This is a genomic window from Maricaulis sp. W15, from assembly GCF_001924955.1.
Lineage (GTDB): Bacteria > Pseudomonadota > Alphaproteobacteria > Caulobacterales > Maricaulaceae > Maricaulis > Maricaulis maris.
This window is the reverse complement of sequence record NZ_LQXG01000017.1, coordinates 30,508-44,375: the sequence shown is the minus strand read 5'-3', so window position 1 is coordinate 44,375 and position 13,868 is coordinate 30,508. Positions and strand designations below refer to the sequence as shown.

Genomic DNA, 13,868 nt, shown 5'->3' with positions numbered 1-13,868 from the left:
TTCAGCTTGCTGAGCCTGTTGGCTGGCGGCTGTCGTGAGACAGCATTTTGCGGTCGGGCGGTGTTGTAGCAGTCGAAATATCCGGCGAGATATCGGGGCTGCCATTGTCGGTCATGACGCGCTCGACGGTGATGCCGGGGGCTTTGAACCAGCGCAGGGCGCGCACCAGGAAGGGGGTGGGCGGTAGCACGTTTCTGGTCGGGCAGGACCTCGACATAGGCCAAGCGAGTGGCGTCACCGACGGCGACGTGGACACAGTCCCAAGCGACACCGCGATTGCGGTTTCCCTTGCGGACGCGGTCGACGGTGTGGTCGATCAGTCCCAGTACTCGCCTGATTTCACGAGAAATAGTCGCAGGATCGCCTGAGCAACCAGCCAGGGGATTGTTAAGATCAAAGCCGCTGCAAACGTCAGCGCGGCCATCTCAGCATCGGACGTATTTACCGGGTCCGAGACAAGGGGATTGTGAACAAGCCGAGCGAAAAGCAACGCGCCGATTACCCAGAGCGTTGTGAAGCTCCAGAAGACCCACCCGTTCCCAACGATAATGCGGAGCATATGGTGGAGGGCGAGCAAGATAAGGAACGCACCCACGACACCAAGGACCAGACTGCCGACAATAAGGCCGATTAGTAGGCCTCCAACGACTTCAAGGTCCCAAGAGATCAGTGCAATCTCACCGAATGTGTAGACGATGACAGAGGTAACGAAGAACGCGCAGAACCCCACGCCCCAGAACAGCACCGGGGCAAGGACATCTTCACCAATGCTGGAGCTGGCGAAGCCGAAGCGCGCATCATAAAAGCCGCGCCAGTATGAATTTTCATCACGCAATGCGTTGCCTCCAGTACAATCACGCCATGCTATGTGCGAGCCCTGAGTTTTGGCAAGGATTGATCATCGTCGCACCTTCGGACAGACCGCGCACTTTCGACAACTCAAGGATTGTACTGAATTGTACCCTTGGACCGTTTTACAGCTTCAAAGGGGATTTTAACGGCCAAGGAACACGTAGCGCCGCCAGGATTGCGGCTCCTGTTTGGATTGATTGGCCTCGGGGTCACGGTCTTCGTGCTCTTCTTCGCTGGCTTTAGCTTCATGACTGAGGAGTACGGTCCAGCACTCGGAGTGTATATTCCTATCACAGCAGGTGGAGCCATAAACACTGCGAGATCGCATGCCAAAGTTCCGACGCGGACGCCCTACTGGCTGGCCCCCCGAATTCTGGCCATCCTTATCGGCGGAGCAATCGGCTCTACACAGGTGTCGCGACCACCCGCTTGATGGGTGCCGGCCGGCCTCTCTTTGATGCCCAGCTGATCTCAACAGACGGACACCGCTTCAGGCCCTCTCAGACCTGAATAACGCCGTGAGACATCACAACTAGATCCCTAGAACACCACCCAGCGATCCGCCTCGTCGCGCATTTGCTGGCGGCGCGGTTTCCAGTCAGGCATCAGGCTTTCCACCACACGCCAATAGGCCCGCGAATGGTTGGCCTCGACCAGGTGGGCGGCCTCGTGGGCGCAGACATAGTCGATCAGGTCTTCGGGAAAGCCCATCAGGCGCCAGTTGAGGCGAATGGTGGCGTCGGAGGCACACGAGCCCCAGCGGCGTTTCTGATCGCGCACGATGACCTTGCGCACCGGCTTGCCGAGCTGGCGGGCATAGGCTTCGACCTTCGGCGTCATCAGCGCCGCGCCCTCGCGCTTGTAAAATCGCTGCAGGGCCCGGGTCATCGTGCGGGTGCGGAGTTCCCCGGCGAGGTCGGGATCATGCTTGAGAACGAGGCTGTCATCCTCGCGGCGCACGATGGTGCGCACGCCCTCGCCACGCAGATTGAGGGTCAGTTCGCCGCCCAGCCAGGGCAGGATGGCACCGCTTTCCAGTACCAGTTCGGGCGCCGCCGGACGGGTGGCCCAGGCGTCGAGCTTTGCGAGGATCCAGCCCGATTTGGTCTCCAGCGCCCGGCGGATTTCGCGTTCACTGGCCCGGCGCGGTGCGGCGACAGCCAGACCGTCGCGGGAAATCGTGAAACCGATGGTTCGCCGTGCCGAGCGCCGCAAGGAAAAGCGGACCTCGCGGCCGGCCAGCGCGATGATCTGATCGCTCATGCGCCGCCGCCCGGGATCAGGCCTTCAACGCCGAACCGCCGGATCAGGCAGAGTTGCTCGACGACCTGTTCATCGCGCATCCGGGCCGGGTCATCCAGCCACCAGTCCAGAAGGTGGAAGACGGCGCCGACCTCGCAGCGCGCTGCCGCTTGGGGGTCAAGATCCTTGCGGGCCCAGCCATCGCGCTGGCCCGCCTCAAGCTCGGTGACCCGCAATTGTGCGATCGCATCCACGACTTCGCGCTGCATGGGATCCGTGCCGGCGCCGCGACTGAGGAGAAGCCGGAACAGCGCACCGTAAAGACTGGCGAAGGCAACCACGCCCTCCATCGCCGCCCGATCCTTGACCTCGCGCGACCCCGGCGTCTGCTGCGCAATCGCCAGACCGGCGAGGATCGTTTCCTTGCCGGCCCGCATCACCTCGGCGAACAACGCCTCCTTGTCCGGAAAATGGGTGTAGAGCGTGCCCATGGCGACGCCGGCCTCGCGGGCGATATCGCCGATCCGGGCACCTTCAATCCCCTTGGCCGCGAACACGACACTGCCGGCCGTGATCAGCTTGGCCCGGGTTTCGTCTTTCTGGTCGCTTCTGCGCTTGGCCACACACGGCTCCGGAGTTTGTCACAATTTCATTGAAAATATATTCATTGAACATCTATTCAACAAATGTATTCTCATTCCCCTCCACGGGACAGGAGGACGCGATGCGGATTCTGGTACTTCTGGCAAGCTTGGTCGCCACGCTGGCTGTTGCCGCGTCGGCCGAGGCCAATTGCCGCTGGCAGGTCTCGACCCGTCTCGTCGGCAGCCAGCCGGGCGTCGGAAACATTGCCGGTCAGACCTGGCCGCTCGACGGGATTCAGACCCGCGTCCAGGCCCGCACGCCCGGTGGGCTCTGGAACACCGCCAACTGGCCCGCGACCACCGCTGACAGCGACGGTTTCGTCCGCATCACCTCCGCCATCGCCTTTGCCGATCCGGACTGCCAGACCGCGCGCGAGTTTCGCGTTCAGGTCCGCAATTACTATACCGGAATGAGCTGGCGCACGGTCCACCAACAATCCCGGTCCGGTCATTCCGATCATGTCGGCCTGTTCAATCCGGCACCGGTTCACGCGGTCACCCTCGGCAATCTCGTTCTCAGCGGGGCGTTTCGCGGTGATGGCGTCATCTTCATCGAGAATATCGGCGACCCGCCGCTGTTCTGGAGCAATGATGATGCCGACGAAAATGGGGGCCCGGTCGCCCAGCCCGCCGACCCTGGTTTGACCCATGGCGACGCCGATGATGACGGCACCGCACCGGACATCACAGGCGCGACGCTGGAGGCCGATCCCTGCCATGTCTACCGCCTGCCGATCGATCTAGATATCGAGTTCCGTTTCGGCCAGATGCCGGCAACACCCGGTCCGCTTTCGTCAGACATGGCCATGCGCATCGAGACGCGGACCAATGGCGGCGGCGACATGACACTCAACCGCCTCACCCATCACATCCGGGTCGAAAATGCCGGCAGCCGGGACTTCAATGCCATCCATCATTGCCCGGTCGAGGTCCATGTCCGCGTCAATGAAGGACCAGACGCCCGCGGCGGAGACGGTTGGTCACCACCGTGGACAGCACGCATTCCCGATCTTGCCGCCAATGCCATTGCCGAGATCGCTGTCGACACCAACCTGCTGGGCGCGGGCGATGATTTTGCGGGCGAGTGGGGCCAGGACTATGAATTCGTCCGGGTCGAAGTCGTGCTCGATGCGACCAACCGGATCGCGGAAAGCGCCGAGGGCGATAACCGCATCGCCCATTGTTATCACGCCCCGACCAACACATTCGCCGCCATGAGCCAATGCGAAGGAGATCTGCCATGATCCGCGCCATCGCCGCCTGCCTCACCCTCGCCCTCATCCTTGCCGCGACCGCGACGGCCGTACTTGCCCAGCAAAGCGTGAGCGGTCACCCGCTGATCACCCCCTATGAAGGTTCGCAAGGTGATGGCGAATTCTGGCAGTTTGACGAATACGCACTGGTCACCGGTTTTGATTTCGAGGCCCATGCCGCAATCACCCGGCCCGTGCAGGGCCGCGTCACCCGCCTCGACTATGACAATCCGGATGATCGCTCGGAGTTGGAGATTTTCACCAACTACCGCGAGGCTCTCGACGCCGCCGGCTATGAAGCGATCTGGTCCTGCGCCCGCGACGGCTCCTGCACCACCGGCTCGACCCGCAACGCCTTTTACCAGGCCAATGGCATGCGCGCGATCAACGGACCGAACTCCCACTACACCGCCGGAACCCTGAGTTATGACGGGCGACTGGCCTATATCGCCGTTGGCGTCGGCCGCCACACCACCTCAATCGTCATCGTCGAGACCGACGAGATGGATCGCGGCATGGTCACCGTCTCAGCGGAAGCCCTGGCGGCCGGGCTGGATGCTGACGGCCATGTCCGTGTCGATGGCCTGTTGTTCGCCCATGACAGCGACACCTTGCTACCGGAATCGCAAGTCGCGCTGGAAGCCTTGCGGGACTTGCTGGCGGCGCGACCAAACCTGTCGCTCTACGTCGTCGGCCATACCGACATGATCGGCCGGCTCACCTACAACATGTCCCTGTCAGACCGGCGTGCGGCATCAGTCGTCACAGCCCTGGTCGAGCAATTCGGGATCGATACGGAGCGGCTGGTTTCCGCCGGCGTTGGTCCGTTGGCGCCGGAGGCCAGCAATGGCACCGAGGACGGGCGCGCCCGCAATCGACGGGTCGAGATCGTGGCGCGCTAGACACGCCCAACCGACATCCCGCACGCCGCCATCATGGCGGACCCCAAACGGGCGGGACAGGGGGCAGCGCCATGCCCAAACCCGAACCGGCGCTGCCCCCGACCCATTCCGGACGACCGGTCAGGCGATCGTCAGGAGTTCACCGCAAATGGCTTCCAGCCCGGCCTGGTCCTCGGCGTCGAAGGCGCCGAACTCGGTCGAGTCGATGTCCAGAACGGCGACCAGCCGGCCGTCGGCATCACGCACCGGCACCACGATCTCGGAATTGGAGCGGCTATCACAGGCAATGTGGCCGGGAAAGGCGTGCACGTCTTCAACCAGCTGGGTCTCACCGGTCGCCGCCGCCGCACCACAGACGCCCTTGCCGAACGGGATGCGCAGGCACCCCATCGTGCCCTGATAGGGCCCCACGACCAGCTCGGTCGGCTTGGCCGGATCGACCTCGTAAAAGCCGGTCCAGAAGAAGCGCTCGCCAAACATTTCGCGCAACAGGCAACTGGCGGTGGCGAGACGCGCCGTGCGGCTGGTCTCGCCGGCGATCACGGCGGCGATCTGCTTGCGGACATCGATATAGTGTTCGGCCTTGGCGCTCATGACTTCATTCCTCGCTGGTCGCGGGGAAGATCGGGTCGGCGGCGGACCGGTTCAAGCCCGCGCCACAGTCACCGGATATTCTCAACTGTCATCATTGCCGATGTCAGAGCCGGACATTGCCGCGCAGCGACTGGCGTATGGCGCGCTCGATCGCCTGCTCGGCCTCATCACCCTTGCCCTCATTCGGCCCGTCCTCGCTCTCCATCCGGCGGGCCTCGAATTCCAGCCGGGTGTGGATCATGCGGATACGGGCATCGACCAGGCCGTAGATCAGGTCCGGGATCTTGGCCGAGACATTCATGCCCAGATCCTTGGCGTCCTTGGGCGTGATGGCCTGGCTGTGCGACAGCGTGCCGGCTGACAGCGTGTCGGCAATGTGGTGCTCGGCCTTTTCATCCACCCGGTGCACCGGATTGACGATGTCGCGCGCCACCTTGCCGGCATAGCGGTCATATTTTTCCGCCTCATGGGCCAGCATGACGAGCACATCCTGGGTCGCCAGCGGTCCTTTCTGGGCCAGAAGCTCCTTGTAGGCTTCGGTCGGGAAGCCGCCATAGATCGTGTCGATCGGCCCCAGCGAGGCGGTCGGGTCCATCACGATCTTGTCGGCGGCCAGCGCGATCATCGTGCCGCCGGACATGGCGACATAGGGCACATAGGCGATCACCTGCGGCTCGCGCTTGGGGTTGTAATGCCCCTTGGCCTTGGCCTTGGCCAAATGCTGCTTGAGGGCCAGTGCGATCATGTGGGCGGGCCGGGCATAACCGCCCAGCGTGTGCAGCACGACCACAATCTTGGCCCGCGGATTGGCCTGGCGGATCGAGGCAACGGCCTCGAACGCCTCGTCAAAGGCGATCTGCTGCTGGGCGCTGTCGCGGCCGACGAAATCATCGCCAAGGTCATGGATGAGATCGATCAGGACGGTATTACCGCTCTCGATCTTCTTGCGGTGCTTTTCGTATTCCTTCTTGGCATCCTCATAGCGCGCCACCCGCTTGGCCCGCAGCTTGTAGACCTGCCGCTCGTCGGAGACCGCGCGCTGCCGGTTGAGATGCATCGAGATGGCACTGATCGCCAGGATCAGGACAAACAGCCCGGCCCCGGCCACACCGTAGAGCACCGTATTGTCCACGCCTTCGATCACACTCACCCCCAACGCCGACGACGCCCGTTGCGGATATTAACCAAACGCTAACGAAGGCGACAAGCGGAACCGGGGCTGACCGGGCGATGGATGCCAGCCGTGTCGGCTAGGCCACAGGCTGGACCAGCTGCTAGTTCAACGCGCCGGACACCGCAGCCGGTGCGGTCCGACCCGACAGCTGGCGCTCCTCGACCAGCTGGTTGAGCAGGCCGGCCAGACGCACGCCGCCCTGCTTGAGCTGCTGCAGGCTGACCGGCAGGTTGCGTTCGTAATAGGCATCGCCCGGCTCGATTGTCTGTTCGGCATTGGCCCAATAATAGGCAAAGCCGCGCGAACGGACGATGTCATGGCTTTCCTGGGCCCAGGCGATCGGGGCCAGCGGCGCATAGACATCAACCCCGGTCAGCGGGATGTCAGCGGCAAGCTCCTCGACCAGCGGCTGCCAGCGGTCTTCCTCGGCCAGGTAGGGCCAGGTCTCGGCCATATAGTCGAGCAGGATCTCACTGTCCCAGACCCGGTGGAGATTGGTGTGACGTTCGCCGCGCCACAGCACATTGATGTCGTTGCCGCCACGATCCCCCTCGATCGAAACATGCAGCGGCTGGTGGATGTCCCCCATCCAGTGGGCGAGGAATTTCAGGGCTTCCAGACGCTCCGCGTCGGCACGGGCTCGATCGGCAAAGATACCGGCATGCAAGTCGATGGCGGAGGTGATGCAGCCGCCTTCGGCGCAATCCTCGGGGTCAACATGCGGGTCGTTGCGGGTCTGGTTGATATAGTGCCAGGGCGCCGTGTGACGATGCGTCGAGCCGCGCACTTCATCGGCCCAGGAACAGACATCGCGGAAATGGTCGAATTGCGTATCCAGCGCCACCAACCGATCGACTTCAGCGCGGGTTTCATCGGAGAGATAGCGATAGGCCAGGTCGCAGACGATACGGTGGCCATCGCGGCCATAGGCCTGCACGGACTCCGTCGGGACAAGGGTGATCAACAGGCTGGCAGCCGCCAGGGTGCGCAGGAAGACAGACATCGAGCTCTCCGGTATGGCGACACCCGCCCGGTGCCTGCCCGGTCTCTAGAAGAGCTGACCGCCCACCTCCACTAGTCAGGGCGGGCAGAGCGACTCTGGCGCAACCCATAGTCGCGGTTTGGGAAAATTTAATTCTGCAGGCCCTGGAACGGCCTCGCCCCGGCGCGTCGACCGGTCTGTGCAGGCCACCATGACTATACCGTCTGGACGGTGTTGACTGTACCGTCTGGACGGTTTATGTGCACTGCAACAATTCAGGACCATTCCCGACATGACTGCGCACAAGCCCTCCACCCGGGACACCATTCTCGACGCGGCCGAAACCGTGGTCGGTCGCGATGGCGCACGCCGTCTGACGATCGACGCGGTCGCCGCCGAAGCCTGTGTCTCAAAGGGTGGTGTCCTCTATCATTTCCCCAACAAGATCGCCTTGCTCAAGGGCATGGTCGAACGGATGATGGCGGATGTCAGCCAGGACTTCGCCAACTGCGAGGCGGCGGCCCATGCCGCCGGCGAGCCGCCGCTCGTCCATGTTTTCAACGCCATGTTCGACCGGCACGACGCGCGCAAGGCCCTGTCGATGGCGCTTCTGGCCGCCTCGGCGGAACACCCTGATCTGCTGGACCCGGCGCGCGACTTCCTGTCGTCCACCTTCCAGCGCCTCAGCGACGACACGCCGGACCCGATCGGCGCCCGGCTTCTCCTTCTCGCCATGGACGGGCTGAAACTTTCTGCCCTGCTTGGCTTCGACACCATTCCTGAAAATCAGCTCACCCAGATCCGCGATCGCCTGGTGCGCCTGACCCACGAGCTTTATCAATGACCCGCTTCCCGCTCCTCGCCGCCCTCGGCACCAGCCTCCTCCTCGCGGCCTGCGCCGAGGAGATTGCCGCGCCGCCATCGCCGCCGCGCCTGGTCCAGCTTGCCGAAGTGGTCGCCGACAGCGGCGAGACACGGCATGAATTCGTCGGCCGCGTCGAGGCTCGCCTCAATGTCGACATGGCGTTTCAGGTCGGCGGGCAATTGGCCGAACTGCCGCTCAATGAAGGCGTCCTGATCGAACAGGGCACGCTGGTCGCGGCACTGGACCGTGAAGATTTCCAGCGCGCCGAACGGGAAGCTCGCGTCCAATTGCAGCAGGCCAATACCGAGCTGGAACGCCAACGCACACTGCATGAGCGCGGCATTGCCTCGCAGGCGGCGCTGGACAGCGCCCAGACCAATTACGACCTGCGCGAAGTGGCATTGCAGACGGCGCGCCGCAATCTTGGCTATGCGACCCTCACGGCACCGTTTGATGCGCTGGTCAGCCGCCGGCTCGTCGACAATTACACCATCGTCTCGCCCGGCCAGCCGGTGGTACGATTGATGGATGTCTCGGAGCTGCGCGTCTCGATACCGATCTCCGAAAGCATGGTCGCAACCTTCGACCGCGACTCCCTCGTCTCGCTCGAAGCCGCCTTCGCCTTCCTGCCCGGTCAGACCTTCGCCCTCGAACCCCGCGAGCTGGTGTCCGAACCGGACGCCGCATCACGCACCTATCGCGCCATTGCCGCCCTGCCAGCCGACATGCCGGCCAACATTCTGCCGGGCATGACGGCGACTGTGTATGCCGAGTTCGCGAGCAATGGCGCGTCGGTTTCCGGGCTGCGGGTGCCCTTGCCGGCTGTCACCGCGGCCCCGGATGGCGGGCAGCGGGTCTGGGTGTTCAACGCTGAAAGCGGCGTGGTCAACGCGCGGGCCATCACGTCCGACGGATATGATGGCGACATGATCATTGTCACAAGCGGCATCGCAGCCGGCGACCGGGTGGTGACGGCGGGCGTCAACGCCTTGCATGAAGGCATGCCCGTACGTCCCCTCTCCGACAGCACCCGTTTCGGACAACCGCAATGAGTACCGCCTCGACCCCGTCCAGCGCCCTTGCGCGCCTGTCGATCGAAAAACCCGTCCTGACCTGGATGGTCATCCTGTTCTGCCTGCTCGGCGGACTGGCCGGCTTCATGAATGTCGGCCGCCTGGAAGACCCGGCCTTCACCGTCAAGGAAGCCATCATCTTCACGGCCTATCCCGGCGCGACCGCGGAAGAAGTCGAACAGGAAGTCACCGAAGCGCTGGAAATCGCCATCCAGCAGCTTGGCGAAGTGCATGAAATCCGGTCGGAATCCTCGCCGGGCATCTCGGAAATCCATGTCACGATCGATGACACGATCGACAGCGGCGACATGCCGGCCGTGTGGACCCGGCTGCGGGCCAAGATCAACGACACGGTCGGCAGCCTGCCGCCCGGTGCCGGCGAACCCGTCGTCTATGATGATTTCGGCGACACTTACGGAATTTTCTACGCTGTCACCGCGGAGGGCTATTCCGACAGTCGTATCCGCGATGTGGCGCGCATGTTGCGGCGCGAATTGCTGACCGTCGAGGACGTCGCCAAGGTCGCCGTCGAGGGAGAGCCGGACGAGCGGATCTATATCGAGATTCCGCAGGAAAACCTCGCCCGCCTCGGCCTGTCCTACGCCGATCTTCTCGAGGATCTGGAGCAGGAAAATGCCGTCGTCGCGGCCGGGTCGGCGCCGCTGAATGACCGGCTTGTCCGGGTCGACATTCCGCAAACGCTTGGCGGCACGGAAGCGATTTCCAACCTCCTGATCACGCCGCGCGACAGCGACCAGGCGATCCGACTGTCCGACATTGCCGAAGTCCGCCGCGACACGGTCGAGCGCCCCACCCAGCTGATCTATCACAATAATGTGCGGGCCTTCACGATCGGCGTGGCCGGTCTGCCGACCGCCAATATCGTTGATGTCGGCCACGCGGTCGAAGCGCGTCTGGCAGAGCTTGAATCCAGCCTGCCGCTGGGTGTCGAGCTGCATCCGATCTATCAGCAGCACCTGGTCGTCGATGATGCGATCAACAGCTTCCTTGTCAGCCTCGCCCTGTCGATCGCCATCGTGATCGGCGTGTTGTGCATCTTCATGGGCTGGCGGGCCGGCCTGACCGTCGGCGCCGTGCTGTTCCTGACCATCTCCGGCACGATCTTCTTCATGAGCCTGTTTGCACTGGAGATGGAGCGCATCTCCCTGGGCGCGTTGATCATCGCCATGGGCATGCTGGTCGACAATGCCATCGTGGTGACCGAGGGCATGCTGACCGGCGTCATGCGGGGCAAGCCGCGCATGCAGGCCGCCGAGGAAGCCGTCGCCACCACGCAATGGCCGCTGCTCGGCGCCACCGTGATCGGCATCCTCGCCTTTGCCGGCATCGGACTGTCGCCGGACGCAACCGGGGAATTCCTGTTCTCCCTGTTCGCCGTGATCGCGATCTCGCTGCTGTTGAGTTGGGTCATCGCTGTCACCGTCGTGCCGATGGTGGGCTTCCATCTCTTCTCGGCCCAACGCGCCGCCGCGCAAGCGAAAGGCGACCACACCGATGATGAGCAAGACCTCTATACCGGTCGCCTGTTCAACGGCTATCGCGGGCTATTGAACCTCGCCCTGTCACGGCGCTGGATCGTGCTGGCCCTGCTGATCGTCATCACCTTTGTCTGCTATGCCGGCTTCGGATCGGTTCGCAATTCCTTCTTCCCGGCCACCAACACGCCGGTCTTCTACGTCAATGTCGAATTGCCCGAAGGCACCGACATCCTGACCACCGACGCCACCATGCGGGAGATTGGCAGCTTCATCTCGGAACAGCCGGAAACCACGGCCATCGATACATTTGTCGGCGCCGGCGCGACCCGCTTCATGCTGACCTATACGGCCGAACAGCCCAATACCGCCTATGGCCAGATCATCGTCTGGGCTCGCGACCTTGAGTCCATCCCGGGCCTGGCCGACCGTATCCTGGCGCATGTCCGCGAAACGGTCCCCGATGCCGAAATCCGCACCGACCGGATCGTCTTCGGCCCGCCATCAGGCGCCAAGCTGGAAGCGCGTTTCTCGGGTCCGGATGCCGATGTGCTCCGCGAACTGGCCGAACAGGCGATGGCCGCGCTGCACGCCGATGCCGATGTCATCGACATCCGCACCGACTGGCGCAATCGCACCCCGGTCCTGCGCCCGGTCATCATCGAGGAGACCGCGCAGACCATTGGTGTCACCCGTGAGAATATCGCCAATGCGCTGCGCTTCGCCACCGATGGCAATCAGGTCGGCGTCTATCGCGAAGGCGAAACCCTGATCCCGATTCTCGCCCGGGCACCGGCAGAAGAACGCGCCGATCCGGCCTATCTTGATGACCGTCTGGTGTGGAGCCCGCAACAGGCCGCCTATGTGCCGATCAGCCAGATCGTGTCGGAATTCGCGCTTGAGTTCGAAGACGTGCTGATCCAGCGGCGGGACCGGACCCGGACGATTTCCGTGCGCGCCAATCCCCATGGCTGGGAGACCGCGGCGGAGGGCTTTGCCCGCTTCCAGCCGGTGATTGCAGCCATAGACCTGCCACGCGGCTATTCGCTGGAATGGGGCGGCGAGTATGAAGCCTCGGCGGAAGCCAATGCCTCGCTGGGCGGACAGCTGCCGCTCACCTTCATTGCGATGCTCACCATTTCCTTCCTGCTGTTCGCGACCATCCGCCAGCCGCTGATCATCTGGGCGGTTGTGCCGATGTCGGTGAACGGCGTGGTGATCGGTCTTCTGGCCACCAATGTCGCCTTCTCCTTCACCGCCCTTCTGGGCCTGTTGTCGCTGTCCGGCATGCTGATCAAGAATGCGATCGTGCTGGTCGACGAGATCGATATGCGGATCCGCGGCGGGTCTGACCGGCTGGTGGCGGTCCGTGATGGTTCGATCAGTCGTCTGCGGCCGGTCCTTCTGGCCGCCAGCACCACGATCCTGGGCATGACACCGCTGATCAGTGATGCCTTCTTCCAGGGCATGGCGGTGACCATTATCGGCGGGCTGACCTTCGCCACCGTGCTGACCATGATCGCCGTGCCGGTGCTGTACGCGCTCTTCTTCGGCATCAAACCGGAAAAGCCCCGCAAGGATGACGCGCTGCCAGCACCTGTCGAGGCTTGACGCTGTGGCGGGAAGCGGACAACGCTCGCGCCCATGACAGCGATTGACCAGGCCCACAATATCGAGGCTTTGCGGGCCTTGGCCCGCAAACGCCTGCCGCGCATGGTGTTCGACTATATCGATGGCGGCGCCGATGACGAGATCACGCTGGGACGCAATGACCGCCGCTATGGCGATTACGAACTGAACTTCAAATCCCTGGTCGACATCTCGAAGATCGAGTTGGAAACAACGATCATGAGCGCGCCCAGCAAGGCGCCGATCATCGTCACCCCCACCGCCGCCCAGCGACTGTTCAACCCGCGCGCTGGCGAAGCCGCCGTGGCCCGGGCTGCCAGGGCGAAGGGGCTGGTCTATTGCCTTTCCACCCTCGCCTCGACCACGATCGAGGACATCGCAGAGCACACTGACGGGCCGAAATGGTTCCAGGTCTATGTCTGGAAGGACCGGGCGATTGTCGAAAAGGCGCTTGAGCGGGCCAAGGCCGCCGGTTTCACCGGTCTGATCCTGACCGTCGACGTGCCGGTGGCCGGCAATCGCGAGCGCGACCATCTCAACGCTTTCACCATCCCGCCGAAGATCAACGCCAAGACGGTGAGCCAGGTCCTCGCCCGGCCCGGCTATCTCTGGGACATGGCGACAACGCCGGACATCCTCGCCGCCAACTGGGCGGACATGGATACCGGCGGCATGGGCATCATCGAATTCCTGAACTCGCAATTCGACCGCACGGTGAGCTGGGAGGATGCGAAATGGATCAAGGATATCTGGGGTGGCCCGTTCGCGATCAAGGGCATCGCCCGTCCGGATGATGCCAGGCGCTGCCTCGATGCCGGTGCCGATGCGGTGTGGATTTCCAATCATGGCGGCCGCCAGCTCGACACCGCCCCAGCCACCATCGACACCCTGCCCGACATTGTCGCGGCGGTGCGCGGCCAGGCCGAGATCATCCTGGATGGCGGCATCCGGCGCGGGACCGACATCATCAAGGCGCTGGCATTGGGCGCCAATGCGGTCGCGGTCGGGCGCCCCTACCTCTACGGGTTGGGCGCTGGAGGCCAGGCCGGGGTCGAGCGCGCGCTCGACATCCTGCTGACGGCCTTGGAACGCGACATGGCGCTGGTCGGCGCCGCACGCCTGTCTGAATTGACGCCGGACTTTGTCCGCCTGCCACGCTAGG

At 63.6% G+C, this 13,868-nt stretch carries 13 protein-coding genes; 6 read left to right on the top strand and 7 right to left on the bottom strand.

The annotated features are described in order from the left end of the window. Position 1 precedes the first annotated feature (1 nt). The 4 genes from AWH62_RS16835 to AWH62_RS09905 all read right to left on the bottom strand — a co-directional run bounded on the left by AWH62_RS16835 (position 2) and on the right by AWH62_RS09905 (position 2,717). On the bottom strand, positions 2-190 hold the full coding sequence (locus AWH62_RS16835) for a hypothetical protein (protein WP_143743008.1): 189 nt from the start codon (positions 188-190) through the stop codon (positions 2-4). A 126-nt stretch (positions 191-316) separates the two neighbouring features. Further along, positions 317-835 carry a hypothetical protein gene (locus AWH62_RS09915; protein ID WP_075190340.1) on the bottom strand — a complete coding sequence of 173 codons (519 nt, stop codon included), beginning with the start codon at positions 833-835 and terminating at the stop codon, positions 317-319. Between the two features lie 557 nt (positions 836-1,392). Beyond that, positions 1,393-2,115, bottom strand: coding sequence for a M48 family metallopeptidase (locus tag AWH62_RS09910; RefSeq protein ID WP_075190339.1), 723 nt, complete (start codon positions 2,113-2,115; stop codon positions 1,393-1,395). Continuing rightward, positions 2,112-2,717, bottom strand: a complete 606-nt coding sequence (locus AWH62_RS09905; protein ID WP_075190338.1) for a TetR/AcrR family transcriptional regulator — start codon at positions 2,715-2,717, stop codon at positions 2,112-2,114. Before AWH62_RS09905 ends, AWH62_RS09910 begins: the two co-directional genes overlap by 4 nt. Positions 2,718-2,818: 101 nt before the next feature. Here AWH62_RS09905 and AWH62_RS09900 point away from each other — a divergent pair, with 101 nt between their 5' ends. After that, entirely contained in the window at positions 2,819-3,982 is a 1,164-nt protein-coding gene (locus AWH62_RS09900; RefSeq protein WP_075190337.1) for a hypothetical protein, read from the top strand. Further along, positions 3,979-4,893, top strand: coding sequence for an OmpA family protein (locus AWH62_RS09895; RefSeq protein WP_075190336.1), 915 nt, complete (start codon positions 3,979-3,981; stop codon positions 4,891-4,893). Before AWH62_RS09900 ends, AWH62_RS09895 begins: the two co-directional genes overlap by 4 nt. 120 nt (positions 4,894-5,013) lie before the next feature. Here AWH62_RS09895 and AWH62_RS09890 read toward each other — a convergent pair whose 3' ends face one another. From AWH62_RS09890 to AWH62_RS09880, 3 genes are all read right to left on the bottom strand, one after another. Then, positions 5,014-5,487 carry a GAF domain-containing protein gene (locus AWH62_RS09890; RefSeq protein ID WP_075190335.1) on the bottom strand — a complete coding sequence of 158 codons (474 nt, stop codon included), beginning with the start codon at positions 5,485-5,487 and terminating at the stop codon, positions 5,014-5,016. A 103-nt stretch (positions 5,488-5,590) separates the two neighbouring features. After that, the gene (locus tag AWH62_RS09885; protein WP_075190334.1) at positions 5,591-6,637 is read right to left on the bottom strand and encodes a hypothetical protein; all 1,047 of its coding nucleotides are present in this window, start codon (positions 6,635-6,637) and stop codon (positions 5,591-5,593) included. Positions 6,638-6,761: 124 nt separating this feature from the next. Continuing rightward, positions 6,762-7,664 (bottom strand): S1/P1 nuclease, encoded by a 903-nt coding sequence (locus AWH62_RS09880; RefSeq protein WP_075190333.1) that lies wholly within the window; start codon positions 7,662-7,664, stop codon positions 6,762-6,764. A gap of 271 nt (positions 7,665-7,935) precedes the next feature. Here AWH62_RS09880 and AWH62_RS09875 point away from each other — a divergent pair, with 271 nt between their 5' ends. Genes AWH62_RS09875 through AWH62_RS09860 form a run of 4 tightly spaced genes read left to right on the top strand, consistent with a single transcriptional unit; the run spans position 7,936 to position 13,867 of the window. Then, positions 7,936-8,487, top strand: coding sequence for a TetR/AcrR family transcriptional regulator (locus tag AWH62_RS09875; RefSeq protein ID WP_083635120.1), 552 nt, complete (start codon positions 7,936-7,938; stop codon positions 8,485-8,487). After that, positions 8,484-9,560: an efflux RND transporter periplasmic adaptor subunit gene (locus AWH62_RS09870; RefSeq protein ID WP_075190332.1), complete on the top strand. Its 1,077-nt coding sequence runs from the start codon at positions 8,484-8,486 to the stop codon at positions 9,558-9,560. The genes AWH62_RS09875 and AWH62_RS09870 overlap by 4 nt, the downstream gene beginning before the upstream one ends. Next, complete coding sequence (locus AWH62_RS09865) at positions 9,557-12,688, top strand: efflux RND transporter permease subunit (RefSeq protein WP_075190331.1); 3,132 nt, start codon at positions 9,557-9,559, stop codon at positions 12,686-12,688. The genes AWH62_RS09870 and AWH62_RS09865 overlap by 4 nt, the downstream gene beginning before the upstream one ends. Before the next feature lie 33 nt (positions 12,689-12,721). Then, positions 12,722-13,867: an alpha-hydroxy acid oxidase gene (locus AWH62_RS09860; protein WP_075190330.1), complete on the top strand. Its 1,146-nt coding sequence runs from the start codon at positions 12,722-12,724 to the stop codon at positions 13,865-13,867. The last annotated feature ends 1 nt before the right edge of the window (position 13,868 follow it).